This window comes from Ectopseudomonas composti, from assembly GCF_001567565.1.
Taxonomy (GTDB): domain Bacteria; phylum Pseudomonadota; class Gammaproteobacteria; order Pseudomonadales; family Pseudomonadaceae; genus Aquipseudomonas; species Aquipseudomonas composti_A.
On record NZ_LSSW01000015.1, the window covers coordinates 24770 to 41330 of the forward strand.

The 16561-nt window shown below is 65.2% G+C and carries 13 protein-coding genes; 5 read left to right on the forward strand and 8 right to left on the reverse strand.

Annotated elements, in window-relative coordinates; genetic code table 11:
- Position 1 precedes the first annotated feature (1 nt).
- The 8 genes from PCLY_RS03825 to PCLY_RS03860 all read right to left on the reverse strand — a co-directional run bounded on the left by PCLY_RS03825 (position 2) and on the right by PCLY_RS03860 (position 10197).
- Positions 2-751 carry a substrate-binding periplasmic protein gene (locus PCLY_RS03825; RefSeq protein WP_061237970.1) on the reverse strand — a complete coding sequence of 250 codons (750 nt, stop codon included), beginning with the start codon at positions 749-751 and terminating at the stop codon, positions 2-4.
- Positions 752-817: 66 nt separating this feature from the next.
- Positions 818-2773, reverse strand: a complete 1956-nt coding sequence (locus PCLY_RS03830) for an acetoacetate--CoA ligase (protein WP_061237972.1) — start codon at positions 2771-2773, stop codon at positions 818-820.
- A gap of 228 nt (positions 2774-3001) precedes the next feature.
- Positions 3002-3904 (reverse strand): hydroxymethylglutaryl-CoA lyase, encoded by a 903-nt coding sequence (locus tag PCLY_RS03835; protein WP_061237973.1) that lies wholly within the window; start codon positions 3902-3904, stop codon positions 3002-3004.
- A gap of 129 nt (positions 3905-4033) precedes the next feature.
- Positions 4034-5962, reverse strand: a complete 1929-nt coding sequence (locus PCLY_RS03840) for an acetyl/propionyl/methylcrotonyl-CoA carboxylase subunit alpha (protein ID WP_269451517.1) — start codon at positions 5960-5962, stop codon at positions 4034-4036.
- Positions 5963-6041: 79 nt separating this feature from the next.
- A complete protein-coding gene (locus PCLY_RS03845; RefSeq protein ID WP_061237976.1) occupies positions 6042-6842 on the reverse strand; it encodes a gamma-carboxygeranoyl-CoA hydratase in 801 nt (266 codons plus the stop codon).
- 93 nt (positions 6843-6935) lie between these two features.
- Positions 6936-8543 (reverse strand): carboxyl transferase domain-containing protein, encoded by a 1608-nt coding sequence (locus tag PCLY_RS03850; RefSeq protein WP_061237977.1) that lies wholly within the window; start codon positions 8541-8543, stop codon positions 6936-6938.
- Positions 8544-8618: 75 nt separating this feature from the next.
- On the reverse strand, positions 8619-9782 hold the full coding sequence (locus tag PCLY_RS03855; protein ID WP_061237978.1) for an isovaleryl-CoA dehydrogenase: 1164 nt from the start codon (positions 9780-9782) through the stop codon (positions 8619-8621).
- A 34-nt stretch (positions 9783-9816) separates the two neighbouring features.
- Positions 9817-10197: a MerR family transcriptional regulator gene (locus tag PCLY_RS03860; protein ID WP_061237979.1), complete on the reverse strand. Its 381-nt coding sequence runs from the start codon at positions 10195-10197 to the stop codon at positions 9817-9819.
- A gap of 183 nt (positions 10198-10380) precedes the next feature.
- On the opposite strand from PCLY_RS03860, the gene PCLY_RS03865 reads away from it, so the two are divergent.
- The 5 genes from PCLY_RS03865 (at position 10381) to PCLY_RS03885 (ending at position 16508) form a co-directional block, all read left to right on the forward strand.
- On the forward strand, positions 10381-11409 hold the full coding sequence (locus tag PCLY_RS03865) for an AraC family transcriptional regulator (protein ID WP_061237980.1): 1029 nt from the start codon (positions 10381-10383) through the stop codon (positions 11407-11409).
- Positions 11410-11526: 117 nt separating this feature from the next.
- Positions 11527-13146 (forward strand): acyl-CoA synthetase, encoded by a 1620-nt coding sequence (locus PCLY_RS03870; RefSeq protein ID WP_061237982.1) that lies wholly within the window; start codon positions 11527-11529, stop codon positions 13144-13146.
- Between the two features lie 17 nt (positions 13147-13163).
- Positions 13164-13931, forward strand: a complete 768-nt coding sequence (locus PCLY_RS03875; RefSeq protein WP_061237983.1) for a 3-hydroxyacyl-CoA dehydrogenase — start codon at positions 13164-13166, stop codon at positions 13929-13931.
- Positions 13932-14093: 162 nt separating this feature from the next.
- Positions 14094-15284: an acetyl-CoA C-acyltransferase gene (locus PCLY_RS03880; protein ID WP_061237985.1), complete on the forward strand. Its 1191-nt coding sequence runs from the start codon at positions 14094-14096 to the stop codon at positions 15282-15284.
- A 96-nt stretch (positions 15285-15380) separates the two neighbouring features.
- Positions 15381-16508, forward strand: a complete 1128-nt coding sequence (locus tag PCLY_RS03885) for an acyl-CoA dehydrogenase family protein (RefSeq protein WP_061237986.1) — start codon at positions 15381-15383, stop codon at positions 16506-16508.
- Positions 16509-16561 lie beyond the last annotated feature (53 nt).

The window sequence follows — 16561 nt, forward strand, 5'->3', positions numbered from 1 at the left end:
CCTACGGGTCGGGCTGCAGCGGCAGGTAAGCCTGACGCAACAGCAGGCTGACGCCGTCCTGTTCCAGTTCGCTGATGGCCTTGCGCAGCTGCTCGACCAGTTGCGCATCGCAATCCTTCGAGCAGGCGAGATACAGGCCGGTGCTGGCCAGGGTCGGGCTTCTGCGCAGGTTCTGTTCTCGATAGGGCGAGTTCTCCCAGATATACAGGGCCTCCGGTACGCCGGTGAACCAGGCATCGATGCGGCCAAGGATGAGCAGATGGGCCGGGTTTTCGCCCAGCTGGAGCTGCACGATCTGCTCGTCGCTGAAACCTGCGCGCTGCAGGATGCCAACCTGCGCCGTGCCCATTCCGACACCGATCCGCTGGTAGCGCTGGCGTGCCTGCGCGAAGCTGGTGACTGGCTCATCGAGGCTGAAGAACGCGCGCTCCAGCTCCATGACCGAGGCAATCCAGGTGTACATCTGCTCGCGCTCGGGGGTGCGTGACAGAGGAATGATCAGCAGGTCCTTGCCCTTGGCGACCCGCATCTGAGAGCGAGACCATGGCTCGGCGACGATGTCGGTGAGCTTGCCGATCTTCGCCAGCGCGGTCAGTACCACGTCGCCCACCATGCCGTGGCCACCCTGGTAATGGTGCAGGGTCAGCGGGGGCGCGTCCGGCATGTACAGCTTGACCGGCTCGTTTGCTGATGCAGTTCCAGTGGCCAGCAAGGCAGCGAGCAGCCAGAAGGGGTTGGGCACGACGAACATCCTGTTGGTCTGGTCAAAGCAGTATAGGGCTGCTGTGGTGCGGTGATTTGCCAGGCAGTGCTCAGCTCATCGCCGTAACTCTGCCAGGTTGCGATACAGTTCCAGCGCCTGGGGATTGGCCAGGGCATCGGTGTTCTTCACCGGGCGGCCGTGGACGACGTTGCGCACCGCCAGCTCGACGATCTTGCCGCTGAGGGTGCGGGGGATGTCCGCAACCTGGACGATCCGCGCCGGTACATGGCGCGGCGTGGTGTTGGCGCGAATCATCTGGCGAATCTCCTCGCGCAGGGCATCGTCCAGCGTCATGCCATCGCGCAGGCGGATGAACAGCACCACGCGCACATCGCCGTCCCATTCCTGGCCGATGGCGATGGACTCCAGTACCTGTGGCACCTTCTCCACCTGGCGGTAGATTTCCGCGGTGCCGATGCGCACGCCGCCAGGGTTGAGCACGGCATCGGAGCGTCCGTGGATGAGCAAACCGCCGTGCTCGGTCTCCTCGGCGTAGTCGCCGTGGGCCCAGACGCCGGGGAAGGTGGAGAAATAGGCGGCGTGGAATTTCTCCCCGCCTGCATCATTCCAGAAGCCCACCGGCATCGACGGGAAATGTCGGGTGCAGACCAGCTCGCCTTTTTCTCCCGTCACTGCCTGGCCATTGTCGTTCCACACCTGCACGTCCATGCCCAGGCCCTTGCACTGCAGTTCGCCGCGCCAGACCGGCAGGGTCGGGTTACCGAGGGCAAAGCAGGAGACGATATCGGTACCGCCGGAGATCGACGACAGGCAAAGGTCGCGTTTCACCTCGCGGTAGACGTACTCGAAGCTCTCGTGGGCCAGCGGTGAGCCGGTGGAGAGAATGGCCTTGAGGCTGCTCAGCTTGTGGCTTTGTCGCGGTTTGACGCCGGCTTTCTCCAGGGCTGCGATGAACTTGGCGCTGGTGCCGAAGATGGAAATGTCCTCGGCGTCTATCAGATCGATCAGGCGGCTCGGTTCGGGGTGAAAGGGCGAACCGTCGTAGAGCACCAGGGTGGCGCCCTGGGCCAGACCCGAGACCAGCCAGTTCCACATCATCCAGCCGCAGGTGGTGTAGTAGAACAGCGTGTCGCTGGCGCCCAGATCGCTGTGCAGGCCATGCTCCTTGACGTGCTGCAGCAAGGTACCGCCCGCGCCGTGGACGATGCACTTGGGCACGCCGGTGGTGCCGCTGGAGTAGAGGATGTACAGCGGCTGGTCGAAGGCCGTCGGGGTGAACTGCGGCGCGCCGCCGGGCTGGTAAAAATCCTGCCAGAGGCTGACGGCGGCGGCGGTTTTGCAGTCCGTCGTGTCGGCATCGACCTTGGCGTAAGGCACCAGCACCAGCTGTTGTAGAGAAGGTAGTTGCCCGAGGATTTCATTGAGCTTGCCGCTCAGATCGATGTTCTTGTCGGCGTAGCGGTAGCCTGCGGCGGCGATCAGCACCTTGGGTTCGATCTGGCCGAAGCGGTCGATTACGCCTTGGGTGCCGAAATCCGGCGAGCAACTCGACCAAGTAGCGCCGAGGCTGGCAGTGGCAAGCATGCCCACCACGGTCTGCCAGGTATTGGGCATGAAGGCGGCGACGCGGTCGCCGAGGACTACGCCGGCCTCGCGCAGGGCTCGCTGCAGGCCGGCGACATGGGCCGCCAGTTGGGCATGGCTAAGCTGCTCGCGGCTGCCATCCTCGCCGATGGCCACCAGCGCCGGATGGCCGTCGCGGCGGCGCAGCAGGTGTTCGGCGAAGTTCAGCGTGGCACCGGGAAACCACTGCGCATCGGGCATCGTCGGGCCTTCGCGCAGCACGCATTCGGCAGGGCTGTTAAAGCGAATATCGAAGAAGTCGACGATGGCCTGCCAGAAGGCTGCGCGCTGCTCAACGCTCCAGGCGTGCAGGGCAGGGTAATCGGCCAGCTGCAAACCCTGGTGCTCGTTGACGAAGCGGCGGAAAGCATCCATCCGGCTGGCGCTGATGCGCTCGGGCGACGGCGTCCACAGCGGTTGCGACATAGCGAGTCCTCGTCGTACTCGATCTTATGCTTCAGCTTAGTGCGTTCGCGGCATTTGACCTTTAACTCAGGCGACCTTTGCTGCTGTCGCACCGACCTTTCACCTGGCCGGATGGGGTGTCTCTTGATGCGTAAAACGGTGGAACGATTAAGCCGCACATACTTGTAGGAGCGGATTCATCCGCGATTTTCGCGGCTAAAGCCGCTCCTACAGATGGCAGGTTGGCGCTCAGCGATTCGCCATCCGAGCCCGCGCCACTCGCGAGCCGTTGGCCTTGCCGAGCACCTCGCAGATGCGTTGGCCGGCAGCGATCAGCTTGTCCATGTCCACACCAGTTTCGATGCCCAGGCCCTGCAGCAGGTACAGCACGTCCTCGGTGGCGACGTTGCCGGTGGCGCCCTTGGCATAGGGGCAGCCGCCGAGACCGGCGACCGAGCTGTCGAACACATGGATGCCTTCGAGCAGGCTGGCGTAGATATTGGCCAGCGCCTGGCCATAGGTGTCGTGGAAGTGCCCGGCCAGCCTCTCACGTGGGATGTCGCGGCCGACCTGCTCGAACAGCGCGCGGGTTTTGCCAGCGGTGCCGGTGCCGATGGTGTCGCCCAGCGACACCTCGTAGCAGCCCATGGCATATAGCTCGCGGGCGACACTGGCGACCTGCTCCGGCGCGATCTCGCCATCGTAGGGGCAGCCCAGCACGCAGGAGACGTAGCCGCGCACACGAACGTTCGCGGCCTTGGCTGCCTCCATCAGCGGCACGAAACGCTGCAGGCTATCGGCGATGGAGCAGTTGATGTTCTTTTGCGAGAAGGTTTCGCTGGCGGCGGCGAATACCGCGACTTCCTCTACCTTGGCTTCGAGTGCGGCCTCGAAGCCTTTCAGGTTGGGCGTCAGGGCGGCGTAGGTGATGCCAGGTTTGCGCTGGATGGCGGCGAACACCTCAGCAGAGCCGGCCATCTGTGGCACCCATTTGGGCGAGACGAAGCTGCCCACCTCGACATAGCTCAGCCCGGCTGCCGTCAGATCATCGACCAGACGCACCTTGTCGGCCACGCTGATCGGTTGCTTCTCGTTCTGCAGGCCATCGCGCGGGCCGACTTCCACCAGTCGTACGGAGTTGGGCAGGCTCATCGGGTGTCCTCGTATTCATCCTGGGATGCGCTGTGCGCACCATTCGCGTCTACTGCGTAGGGTGGACATCGCTTTTCATGTCCACCTTATCCAACGCGAATGCGCTGGATCGATAAGGTGTGATCCACCCTACGGCTCCAGCTCCACCAGTACCGCGCCTTCGCTGACCATTTCCCCTTCGCGGCAGTACAGCGCCTTGACCGTACCCGCCTCGGGCGCGCGGATGCTGTGCTCCATCTTCATCGCCTCCAGCACCACCAGTGCGGTGCCGGCCTCGACCGTCTGGCCGGGCTCGACCAGAACACGGACGATGCTGCCGTTCATGGGCGCACTGAGGCCGCCCTGTTGAGTATGGCCGGCTTCGGCGGCGGCAATAGGGTCGAAACGGGTGATCGCGTGTAGCTCGCCGTGCCACTGCAGGTAAAGCGTGTCGCCACGGCGGATAGCACGCAGACGCTGGCGCGTGCCGTCGATCTCCGCCAGCAGCTCTTCGCCTTGCAAGCTTGCGTTGTTATCCGCTCGTACCTTGCGGCTCACGCCCTGGCAGCTCAGGTGCAACTCGACCTCCGCCACGCCACCGGCGCGCCAGCCGCTGCGGGCTGTCCAGGGAGAATGCGGGTCGTCATCGCGCTGCAGGGGCGTCTCGCTCTGCACCCAGGCATCGGCAGCGAGTTGCCAGAAGGAGTCCGGCAACTCAGCGGGCGCAGGTAGCAATTGCGGCTGGTGGCGCGGGATAAAGCCCGTGTCCAGCTCGCACGCGGCGAAGGCCGGGTGGGCGAGGATACGGCGCAGGAACGTCAGGTTGGTCTTCACGCCACCGACCAGGGTATCGCCGAGCATCGCCAGCAGACGCAGACGCGCCTGCTCGCGGTTCTCGCCCCAGGCGATCAGCTTGCCCAGCATCGGGTCGTAGAAGGGCGAGACGCTGTCGCCCTCGGCCACGCCGCTATCAATGCGCCGGCCATCACCCTTGGCGGCCTCGCGATACAGCGCCAGGGTGCCGGTGGCGGGGAGGAAATCGTGATCGGGGTCTTCGGCGTACAGCCGCACCTCGATGGCGTGGCCGTTGAGCGGCACCTGCTGTTGGGTGATCGGCAGCGGTTCGCCACGGGCGACGCGAATCTGCCAGGCCACGAGGTCGAGCCCGGTGATGGCCTCGGTGACCGGATGCTCGACCTGCAGGCGGGTGTTCATTTCCATGAAGAAGAAATCGCCACGCTCGTCGAGCAGAAACTCCACGGTGCCGGCGCCGACATAACTGATGGCCTGCGCCGCCTTGACCGCCGCTTCGCCCATGGCGCGGCGCAGCTCGGGGCTCAGGCCCGGCGCTGGCGCTTCTTCCACCACCTTCTGGTGACGACGCTGGATCGAGCAGTCGCGCTCGTTGAGATACAGACAGTTGCCGTGCTGGTCGGCGAACACCTGGATCTCCACGTGGCGCGGCTTGAGCACGTATTTTTCCACCAGCATGCGCGAGTCGCCGAAGGCCGACTGCGCTTCGCGCTGCGCGGACTCCAGCGTCTCGGCGAGCTGCGCCTCCGACTCGGCGACTTTCATGCCCTTGCCACCGCCGCCGGCAGCCGCCTTGAGCAGCACCGGGTAGCCGATGCGCGCGGCGGCTTCGCGGAAGGTTTCATAATCCTGCGCTTCGCCGTGGTAGCCGGGCACCAGCGGCACGCCGGCAGCCTCCATCAGCGACTTGGCCGCCGACTTGCTGCCCATGGCGTCGATGGCCGAGGCGGGCGGGCCGAGGAAGATCAGCCCGGCCTGCTCGATGGCGCGGGCGAAGCCGGCGTTCTCCGAAAGAAAGCCGTAGCCGGGGTGGATGGCCTGCGCGCCGCTGGCCTTGGCGGCGGCGATGATCTTGTCGATCAGCAGGTAGCTTTCGCCGGGTTTGGCGCCGCCGAGATTCACTGCCATGTCGGCTTCACGTACATGCCGCGCGCTGGCGTCGATGGCGCTGTGCACGGCCACGGTACGCAGGCCCATGGCCTTGGCCGTGCGCATGATGCGGCAGGCTATCTCGCCACGGTTGGCGACCAGCAGGGTGTCGATCATGGTCATTGCTCCTGCCAGGACGGTTGGCGTTTTTCCAGCATGTGGCCGCGCTGGGCGGTCATGGTATGAGAGCTGACAGTCATAGTTGCGACTCCTGCCAACTGGGCTGGCGTTTTTCCAGGAAGGCGCGCAGGCCTTCCTGGCCCTCGGCGCTGACGCGCAGGCGAGCGATGGCGTTCTCGGTGTAGCGGCGCAGGGCTGGGGTCAGCTCGCCGCTGCCGACTTCGCGCAGCAGATCCTTGCTGGCGCGCATGGCTTGCGGGCTGTTGTGCAGCAGGTTGCCGATCCAGACTTCGACCTGGGCCTCCAGCTCGTCAGCCGGGAAGCACTCGGCAAGCAGGCCCAGTTCGCGGGCGCGCTTGCCGTCAAAGCGCTCGGCGGTCAGCGCGTAGCGCTTGGCTGCGCGCTCGCCAATGGCCTGCACGACGAAGGGGCTGATCACCGCCGGAGCCAGGCCAATACGCACCTCGGACAGCGAAAACAGGGCGTCCTCGGCGCCGATGGCCATGTCACAGCAACTGGCCAGGCCCATCGCGCCACCGAAGGCGGCGCCCTGGATGACGGCCAGGGTCGGAATCTTCAGGCCGTGCAGGTTGTACATCAGCTCGGCCAGCTCGCGGGCGTCACTCAGGTTGGCGTTGTAATCCAGCCCTGCGGCCTGCTGCATCCAGGCCAGGTCGGCGCCGGCGGAAAAGTGCTTGCCACGGCCGCGCAGCAGGAGAAAACGCAGGCTCTTGTCCTCACCGACGGCGTCGAGGGCGAGGATCAGCTCGCGGATCATCTCGGCGTTGAAGGCGTTGTTCTTTTCCGGGCGGTTCAGCCAGAGGGTGGCGAAGCCGCGCGGGTCTTTCTCAAGCTGTACGGTGGTGAAATTGGTCATGGTGATGGGCTCGAAATATGTGCTGGCTCTGGTGGGAGTGGCTTTAGCCGCGAGCTTTGCTGTGGCTGTCGCGGCTAAAGCCCCTCCCACGGATTACATGCGGAACACCCCGAAACGGGTCGTCTCGATGGGGGCGTTAAGGCTGGCGGACAAGGCCAGAGCCAACACCTCACGGGTCTGCGCCGGGTCGATCACGCCGTCGTCCCACAGGCGGGCGCTGGAATAGAAGGCGTGCGCCTGCTGTTCGTACTGCTCGACGATGGGCTGTTTGAGGCGCTGCTCGTCTTCGTCCGAATACGGCTGGCCGGCGCGTGCCGCCTGTTCGCGCTTGACCTGCACCAGCACGCCGGCTGCCTGCTGCGCGCCCATCACGCCGATGCGCGCGTTGGGCCACATCCACAGAAAGCGCGGGTCATAGGCACGACCACACATGCCGTAGTTGCCGGCACCGAAGCTGCCGCCGATGATCAGGGTGAATTTCGGTACCTGGGCGCAGGCCACGGCAGTGACCAGCTTGGCGCCATGCTTGGCGATGCCGCCTTCCTCGTATTTTTTGCCCACCATGAAACCGGTGATGTTCTGCAGGAACAGCAACGGAATGCCGCGCTGGCAGGCCAGCTCGACGAAGTGCGCACCTTTCTGCGCGGCTTCGGCGAACAGAATGCCGTTGTTGGCCAGGATCGCCACCGGGTAGCCATTGATGCGGGCGAAGCCGCACACCAGGGTGGTGCCGAATAGCGCCTTGAATTCATCCAGTTGCGAGTCGTCGACGATACGCGCGATCACCTCGCGCACATCGAACGGCTGCTTGGCGTCCGCCGGGATCACCCCGTACAGGTCCTCGGTCGGGTAGCGTGGGGCGATGGGGGCGCGACTGTCGAGTTGACCGAGCTTGCGCCAATTCAGGTTGGCGATGCAGCGCCGGGCCAGGGACAGGGCGTGTTCGTCATCCTCGGCATAGTGGTCGGCCACGCCGCTGGTCTTGCAGTGCACGTCGGCGCCACCGAGTTCTTCGGCGGTCACCACTTCCCCGGTAGCCGCCTTCACCAACGGCGGGCCAGCGAGGAAGATGGTCGCCTGTTCGCGGACCATGATGGTCTCGTCACTCATGGCTGGCACGTAGGCGCCACCGGCAGTGCAGGAGCCCATCACTACGGCGATCTGTGGAATGCCCATTGCGCTCATGTTGGCCTGGTTGAAGAAGATACGACCGAAGTGCTCACGATCCGGAAACACCTCGTCCTGACGCGGCAGGTTGGCGCCGCCGGAGTCCACCAGATAGATGCACGGCAGTCGGTTTTCACGGGCGATGGCCTGGGCGCGCAGGTGTTTCTTCACCGTTAGCGGGTAGTAGGACCCGCCCTTAACCGTGGCGTCGTTGGCCACGATCATGCATTCCACGCCTTCGACTCGGCCGATGCCGGCGATGACCCCGGCGGCGGGCACGTCCTCGCCGTAGACCTCATGGGCGGCAAGCTGGCCGATCTCGAGAAAGGGCGAGCCGGCATCGAGCAAGCGGTTGATGCGTTCGCGCGGCAGCAACTTGCCGCGCGAGGTGTGGCGCTCCTGCGCCTTGGCGCCGCCGCCTTGGTGAATGCGGGCGAGCAGGGCGCGCAACTCGTCCACCTGGGTAAGCATGGCCGCCTGGTTGGCGGCGAACTCCGGTGAGCGGGTGTTGATCTGGGTATGCAGGATGGCCATCGGTGGCGCTCCATTTCGTAGCCCGGATGCAATCCGGGACAGAATTTCCCCGGATTGCATCCGGGCTACGCAGGCTTATTTCGTTTCGTTGAACAGCTCGCGGCCGATCAGCATGCGGCGGATTTCGCTGGTGCCGGCGCCGATCTCGTACAGCTTGGCGTCACGCAGCAGGCGCCCGGCCGGGTACTCATTGGTGTAGCCGTTGCCGCCCAGCAACTGGATGGTGTCCAGCGCCATCTTGGTGGCCATCTCGGCGGTATAGAGGATCACCGCCGCAGCGTCCTTGCGCGACTCCTCGCCGCGATCACAGGCTTTGGCGACGTTGTACAGGTAGGACTTGGAGGCGTTCATGCCGGCGTACATGTCGGCGAGCTTGCCCTGTACCAACTGGAATTCACCGATGGACTGCTTGAACTGCTGGCGTTCGTGCACGTAGGGCAGCACCACGTCCATGCAGGCGCTCATGATCCCGGTCGGGCCGCCGGAGAGCACGGTGCGCTCGTAGTCCAGGCCGCTCATCAGCACGCGCACGCCACCGCCCTCGACGCCTAAGATGTTCTCCTCCGGCACTTCGCAGTCCTCGAACAGCAGTTCGCAGGTGTTGGAGCCGCGCATGCCCAGCTTGTCCAGCTTCTGGTGGCGGGAGAAACCCTTGAAATCGCGCTCGACGATAAAGGCGGTCATGCCGCGCGAGCCGGCCTCGATGTCGGTCTTGGCGTAGATCACATAGGTGTGAGCGTCCGGGCCGTTGGTGATCCACATCTTGTTGCCGTTGAGCACGTAGCGGTCGCCGCGCTTCTCAGCTCGCAGCTTCATCGACACCACATCGGAGCCAGCGTTGGGCTCGCTCATGGCCAGGGCGCCGATGTGCTCGCCGGAGCACAGCTTGGGCAGGTATTTGTGCTTCTGCGCCTCGCTGCCGTTCTTGTGGATCTGGTTGATGCAGAGGTTGGAGTGCGCGCCGTAGGACAGGCCGACCGAAGCCGAGGCGCGGCTGATTTCTTCCATGGCCAGCACATGCGCCAGATAGCCCATGTCGGTGCCGCCGTACTCTTCCTTGACCGTCATGCCGAGCAGGCCCATGTCGCCAAATTTGCGCCACATGTCCATGGGGAATTCGTTGTCACGGTCGATCTGCGCGGCGCGTGGTGCCAGCTCGTTCTGGGCGAACTGGTGCACCGAGTCGCGCAGCATGTCGAGGGTTTCGCCGAGGCCGAAGTTGAGGGTGGGGTAGCTCATGGGGTCACCTGTCGTTGTTCTTGTCGTGGGGCGATTAGGCGGTGGTTTCGGCCAGGGCCGCGCGGCAGCGTTCCTCGGCGGTATCCAGTTCCAGTTGCATCTGCTGGATATCCAGCAGCTGTTGTTCGAGCTGCTGACGCCGTTCGGCGATCTTGGTGAGGAAGGTATTGAGCTGCCTGTGGTTGCCGCTGCTGGGGTCGTAGAGGTCGATCAGCTCCTTGCATTCGGCCAGGGAAAAGCCGATGCGTTTGCCGCGCAGGATGAGCTTCAGGGTCACCAGATCCTTGGGCTGATAGACACGCTCCTGACCACGGCGCTCGGGGGCGAGCATGCCTTGTTCCTCGTAGAAGCGGATGGCGCGCGGGGTGACGTCCAGTTCGCGGGCCAGGTCGGAGATGCTGTAGGTGGTCGGCATGGTGGTGTTCTTGTGATTTACCTTTACGTAAACGTTAAGCGGCCTTTTGCAGACTGTCAAATGCCTCGAAGATGGGCGCGAGTGCGGCCTCAATGCGCAGCCGGGTAGCGGCACGGCTGGACAGATGACGCGTCAAAGTCTCTAGAATGCCGGTCTCGTCGGCAGCCACGAACAAGGGAAATCATGGCCGGTGCGTCCGTTGAAAAAGGCACGATCGCTGTTCACCTGGTGCTCGAAGCGCTTTGCGAAATGCGCCGGCAAGGCGTCGATGAGGCAGCAGTGCTGCAGGAAGCGGGAATCGACGCTGACTTGCTGACGCAGCCAGAGGAGCGGGTGTCGTCCGAGGCCTACGGGCAGCTGTGGCTAGCCATCGCCCGGCAGATGGACGATGAATTCTTCGGCATGAACCGGCGACGGATGAAGGTCGGCAGCTTCGCTTACATGGCCCGTGCTGCGGCGCAGGAGCCAACCCTGGACGCGGCCTTGCAAGGGGCGCTGCGCTTTCTGCATCTGGTCTTCGATGACTTCAGCCCGAGACTGGAGGTGCGCGACGGCCTGGCCGCCATCGTCATCGACGAGGCGCCTGGGCAGGCCTGCCGCGCCTTCGGCTATTTCACCCTATGGCTGATCATCCATGGCCTGAGCTGCTGGCTGGCCGGGCGGCGCATCGATGTGCTGGGGATTCAGCTGCGTTGTGCGCAGCCGGATTACATCGAGGACTACCAGGTGATGTTCACCCGCAACCTGCAGTTCGCGCGGGGACAGAGCCGCCTGCTGTTCAACGCCGACAGCCTGCAGACGCCGATCCGACGCAGCGCTGACGACCTCAAGCGCTTTCTCGCCGATGCGCCGGGCAATATTCTGGTGCGCTACCGCGACCCGCAGAGCCTGAGCGCGCGGATCAAGAACCATCTGCGCAGCCTGGCGCCTGAGCAGTGGCCGGATGTGGAGGCCCTGGCCGCGCATTTCCACATGGCGCCCTCGACCCTGCGGCGCAAGCTCTCGCTGCAGGGGCAGCCTTACCAGGGGCTCAAGGATCAGGTGCGGCGTGACCTGGCCATTGCCTGCTTGGACAGCGATGACGGCAACGTTCGTGACCTGGCTTTCGAACTGGGCTTCGCCGACAGCAGCGCCTTCTACAAGGCATTCAAGAAATGGACAGGCTCGACGCCAGGCCAGTACCGCGCGTTGATGCACCCCGAGCGCCATTGACCGAGGCGGGGGCTGTCATTTCCGCTCAGGCAGGTTGAGACCTTTCGACATTGCCGCGCCGCCGGCCCGAGGTAACTATCGCGACATCCAATAAGAACAATCCGGGAGATCACCCCGATGCGCGATTACTTCACCGCCGCCCGCGAGTTCGATTTCGAGGCGACCGTTGCCGATACCCTGGCCGGCCGGCTGGATGCCCTCAATGCCTGTGTGGAGTGCTGTGACCGGCATGTCGGCGCCGGCCGCACGGCGCTGATCTGGGAGGGGCGCAATGGCGAGCGCGCCACCTGGACGTTCGAGCAGTTGCAGGCAGCCTCGGCGCGCTTCGCCAATCTGTTGGCCAGCCGGGGCATCGGCGCTGGTGATTGCGTGTCGGGCATCCTGCCGCGCACGCCGGAGCTGCTGATCACCATTCTCGGCACCTGGCGCGCCGGCGCCGTCTACCAGCCACTGTTCACCGCCTTCGGCCCCAAGGCCATCGAGCACCGGGTGCACACGGCCGGTTCCAAGCTGGTGGTCACCGATAGCCTCAATCGGGGCAAGCTCGACGAGGTGGAGCAGGCGCCGCCCACGCTGGTGGTCGGCGAAGATTTCTGGGCTGAGCTGGAGCGTCAGGCGGATCGCTTCGAGCCGGTGATGCGCCGCGCTGACGATCCCTTTCTGCTGATGTTCACCTCGGGCACCACCGGCCTGGCCAAGCCCTTGCAGGTGCCGCTCAAAGCCATCCTCGCCTTCGTCAGCTACATGCGCGAGGCGGTGGATCTGCGCCCGGAGGATCGCTTCTGGAACCTGGCCGACCCCGGCTGGGCCTATGGCCTGTACTACGCCGTCACCGGCCCGTTGGCGCTGGGGCATGCCACCACCTTCTACGAGGGCGCGTTCAGCGTCGAGAGCACCTGCCGGGTGATCCGCGAATACGGCATCACCAACCTGGCGGGCTCGCCTACGGCCTTCCGTCTGCTGCTGGCCGCGCGTGACGAGGTGGAGACGACGATCAAGGGGCGGCTGCGTGTGGTGAGCAGTGCCGGCGAGCCGCTGACACCAGAGGTGATCCGCTGGTTTGCCGAGGGCCTGGGCTGCACCATCCACGACCATTACGGGCAGACCGAGCTGGGCATGGTGCTGTGCAATCACCATGCGCTGCAGCATCCGGTGCGCCTGGGCGCGGCCGGTTTCGCCATGCCCGGCCATCGCGTGGTGGTGCTGGACGAGCAGCAGCGCGAACTGCCGTCTGGCCAGCCCGGCATCCTCGCGCTGGACATGGCGCGCTCGCCGCTGTTCTGGTTCCCCGGCTATCGCGGCATGGCGACCAAAGCCTTCGTCGGCGACTACTACCTCAGTGGCGATACGGTGGAGCTCAACGACGACGGCAGTATCAGCTTCGTCGGTCGTGCCGACGACGTGATCACCACCAGCGGCTACCGCGTCGGCCCTTTTGATGTGGAGAGCGCGCTGATCGAACATCCCGCGGTGATCGAGGCGGCGGTGATCGGCAAGCCCGACCCGGAGCGTACCGAGCGGGTCAAGGCCTTCGTCGTGCTGCACGCTGGCCACGCAGCCGACGAGGCCCTGGCCGAGGCCCTGCAGCAGTACGTGCGCAAGCGCCTGTCGGCGCATGCCTACCCGCGCGAGATCGAGTTCGTCGACGAGCTGCCCAAGACCCCGAGCGGCAAGATCCAGCGTTTTCTCCTGCGCAACCAGGAAATCGCCAAGGCCCAGGCGGCCGCCAGTCACTGATTCGAGGAATCTTCATCATGCAAATCGAACACGCCGTATTCCTGATCAGCGGCGGCGCCTCTGGTCTTGGGCTAGCCACGGCCCGTGAGCTGGTCGGGCAGGGTGGCCAGGTGCTGCTGCTGGATATCAACGAGCAGGCAGGCCTGCAGGCTCTCGCCGAGCTGGGCGCCAGTGCCCGCTTCGTGCGCGCCGACATCACCCGCGAAGAGGATGGTCACGCCGCCGTGGCGCAAGCGTTGGCAGCATTCGGCGCCCTGCACGGGCTGGTCAACTGCGCCGGTATCGCGCCGGCCGAGAAGGTGCTGGGGCGCAACGGTGCCCATGCTCTGGACAGTTTCCGGCGCACCGTCGAGGTCAACCTGATCGGCAGTTTCAACCTGCTGCGTCTGGCGGCCGAGCCCATGGCGCAGAACACACCGAACGCAGGCGGCGAACGCGGGGTCATTATCAATACCGCCTCGGTGGCGGCGTTCGACGGGCAGATGGGGCAGGCCGCCTATGCTGCCTCCAAGGGCGGTGTCGCCGCGCTGACCCTGCCGGCGGCGCGAGATCTGGCGCGCTCCGGCATTCGGGTGATGTGCGTCGCGCCCGGTGTGTTCGAGACACCGATGATGGCCGGCATGCCGCAGGAGGTGCGCGATTCGCTGGCGGCCAACGTGCCGTTTCCGCCACGCCTGGGGCGACCCGATGAGTACGCGGCCCTGGTGCGGCATATCGTCGAGAACCCGATGCTCAATGGCGAGGTGATCCGCCTCGACGGCGCGCTGCGCATGGCGGCGAAATAGAACGTTTTAGCTTTTGTAGGAGCGGTTGGGCGGCATTCCGCTTTAGCCGCGAATCGCCTCGTCATGATCGCGGCTGAAGCCGCTCCTACGCTCATATACACCGGTGCACGCAGAGCAATCTTCCCGGATTGCATCCGGGCTACGAAATTGAAGGTGAAACTCATGAACCAGCAACTCGATCCCGTCGTTATCGTCAGCGCAGTGCGCACGCCCATGGGCGGCTTTCTTGGCGATCTGTCCGGCCTTACGGCGGCCGAGCTGGGCGCAGCGGCGATCCGTTCGACCCTGGAGCGTGCCGGGCTCGCGGCCGAGTCGGTAGACACGGTACTGATGGGCTGCGTGCTGCAGGCTGGCCAGGGCCAGGCACCGGCGCGCCAGGCGGCATTGGCTGCCGGGCTGAGTCAGGCGGTGCAGTGCACCACGCTGAACAAGATGTGTGGCTCGGGCATGCAGGCGCTGATGCTGGGCCATGACCAGTTGCTGGCCGGCAGCAGCGAGTTGCTGGTGGCCGGCGGTATGGAGAGCATGTCCAATGCGCCGTACCTCTTGGCTCGTGCCCGCAGCGGCTATCGCATGGGCCATGGCCAGGTGCTCGATCACATGTTCCTCGACGGTCTGGAAGACGCCTACGAGCGTGGCCGGTTGATGGGCACCTTCGCCGAGGATTGCGCGCAGCAGTATCGTTTCAGTCGCGAGGAGCAGGACGCCTATGCGCTGGAATCACTGCGGCGCGCCCAGCAGGCGATAACGGAAGGCCGGTTCGCCAGCGAGATCGTTGCCGTGGCGGCGCCACAGGGGCGTGAGCGGCGCCAGGTCGATACTGATGAACAGCCGCCCAAGGCGCGGCCGGACAAGATCCCCGGTCTGAAGCCGGCGTTTCGCGAGGGCGGCACGGTGACGGCGGCCAATGCCAGTTCGATCTCCGATGGCGCCGCCGCGTTGCTGCTCATGCGCCTGTCCGAGGCGCAGGAACGAGGCCTCGCGCCGCTGGCGCGAATCCTCGGCCATGCTGGGCATGCCCAGGCGCCGAATCTGTTCACCACGGCCCCGGTGGCGGCGATTCGGCGTCTGCTGGCGCGTATCGAGTGGCAGCAGGAGTCGGTCGATCTGTTCGAGATCAACGAGGCCTTCGCCGTGGTGCCGATGGTGGCCATGCGCGAGCTGGGCATCGACCACGGCAAACTCAACGTAAACGGTGGCGCCTGTGCCCTGGGCCATCCCATCGGCGCGTCCGGCGCGCGCATCCTGGTGACCCTGCTGGCGGCACTGCAGCAGCGCGGTCTCAAGCGTGGCGTGGCCTCCGTGTGCATCGGTGGCGGCGAGGCCACGGCCGTGGCCATCGAGTTGTATTGACGCAGCGCAAATGACGTGTGGGAGGGGCTTAAGCCGCGACAGTCGCCGCTGAAGCGCCTCCCACGGATTGATCGAACCGCATCACCGGAGCCAGCCATGCTGCCCACAGAAGAAGAAATCCTCATCCGTGACATGGCCCGCCAGTTCGCCCAGGAGCGGCTGAAACCCTTCGCCGCCGACTGGGATCGCGAGCATCGTTTCCCGGCCGAGGCGATCGCCGAGATGGGCCAGCTGGGCTTTATGGGCATGCTGGTGCCCGAGCAGTGGGGCGGCGCCGAGACCGGTCACCTGGCGTACGCCATGGCGTTGGAGGAGATCGCCGCTGGTGATGGCGCCTGTTCCACCATCATGAGCGTGCATAACTCGGTGGGCTGCATGCCGATCCTGAAGTACGGCAGCGAGGCGCAGAAACAGCACTTTCTCCGTCCGCTGGCCGAGGGCAGCATGCTTGGCGCCTTCGCCCTGACCGAGCCGCAGGCCGGCTCCGATGCCAGCGACTTGCGCACCCGAGCCCGGCGCGACGGCGACCACTATGTGCTCGATGGTGCCAAGCAGTTCATCACTTCCGGTAGCCATGCCGGCATGGTCATCGTCTTCGCCGTCAGCGACCCGCAGGCGGGCAAGAAGGGCATCAGCGCTTTTATCGTGCCCACCGATACCCCCGGATTCTCGGTGGTGCGCGTGGAGGACAAGCTCGGCCAGCATGCCTCCGACACCTGCCAGATCCAGCTCGACGGCGTGCGTATCCCGGCTGAGCTGCGTCTGGGCGAGGAGGGCGAGGGCTATCGCATCGCCCTGGCCAATCTGGAAGGTGGACGCATCGGTATCGCCGCGCAGTCTGTGGGTATGGCGCGGGCCGCGCTCGATGCGGCGCGTGATTACGCCCATGAGCGAGTGACGTTCGGCAAGCCGATCATCGAACACCAGGCGGTGGCCTTCCGCCTGGCCGATATGGCGACGCAGATCGCCGTGGCGCGGCAGATGGTGCATCACGCCGCCAGCCTGCGTGAAGCCGGCCAGCCGTGCCTGACCGAGGCCTCGATGGCCAAACTGTTCGCCTCGGAGATGGCCGAACGGGTGTGTTCTGCGGCGATCCAGACCCTGGGCGGCTACGGCTACCTCAAGGACTTTCCGGTCGAGCGCATCTACCGCGACGTGCGCGTATGCCAGATCTACGAAGGCACCAGCGACGTGCAGCGCATGGTGATTGCGCGCAGTCTGTAAGGGCGTGCAACCGTAGGGTGCAGCGTGCGCACCCGAGCTGGCACCATCATCGG

Bases quoted from the DNA above. Each gene is read 5' to 3' on its own strand.
- PCLY_RS03825 (WP_061237970.1), bottom strand. From the start codon at position 751: ATGTTCGTCGTGCCCAACCCCTTCTGGCTGCTCGCTGCCTTGCTGGCC.
- PCLY_RS03830 (WP_061237972.1), bottom strand. From the start codon at position 2,773: ATGTCGCAACCGCTGTGGACGCCGTCGCCCGAGCGCATCAGCGCCAGC.
- PCLY_RS03835 (WP_061237973.1), bottom strand. From the start codon at position 3,904: ATGAGCCTGCCCAACTCCGTACGACTGGTGGAAGTCGGCCCGCGCGAT.
- PCLY_RS03840 (WP_269451517.1), bottom strand. From the start codon at position 5,962: ATGATCGACACCCTGCTGGTCGCCAACCGTGGCGAGATAGCCTGCCGC.
- PCLY_RS03845 (WP_061237976.1), bottom strand. From the start codon at position 6,842: ATGACCAATTTCACCACCGTACAGCTTGAGAAAGACCCGCGCGGCTTC.
- PCLY_RS03850 (WP_061237977.1), bottom strand. From the start codon at position 8,543: ATGGCCATCCTGCATACCCAGATCAACACCCGCTCACCGGAGTTCGCC.
- PCLY_RS03855 (WP_061237978.1), bottom strand. From the start codon at position 9,782: ATGAGCTACCCCACCCTCAACTTCGGCCTCGGCGAAACCCTCGACATG.
- PCLY_RS03860 (WP_061237979.1), bottom strand. From the start codon at position 10,197: ATGCCGACCACCTACAGCATCTCCGACCTGGCCCGCGAACTGGACGTC.
- PCLY_RS03865 (WP_061237980.1), top strand. From the start codon at position 10,381: ATGGCCGGTGCGTCCGTTGAAAAAGGCACGATCGCTGTTCACCTGGTG.
- PCLY_RS03870 (WP_061237982.1), top strand. From the start codon at position 11,527: ATGCGCGATTACTTCACCGCCGCCCGCGAGTTCGATTTCGAGGCGACC.
- PCLY_RS03875 (WP_061237983.1), top strand. From the start codon at position 13,164: ATGCAAATCGAACACGCCGTATTCCTGATCAGCGGCGGCGCCTCTGGT.
- PCLY_RS03880 (WP_061237985.1), top strand. From the start codon at position 14,094: ATGAACCAGCAACTCGATCCCGTCGTTATCGTCAGCGCAGTGCGCACG.
- PCLY_RS03885 (WP_061237986.1), top strand. From the start codon at position 15,381: ATGCTGCCCACAGAAGAAGAAATCCTCATCCGTGACATGGCCCGCCAG.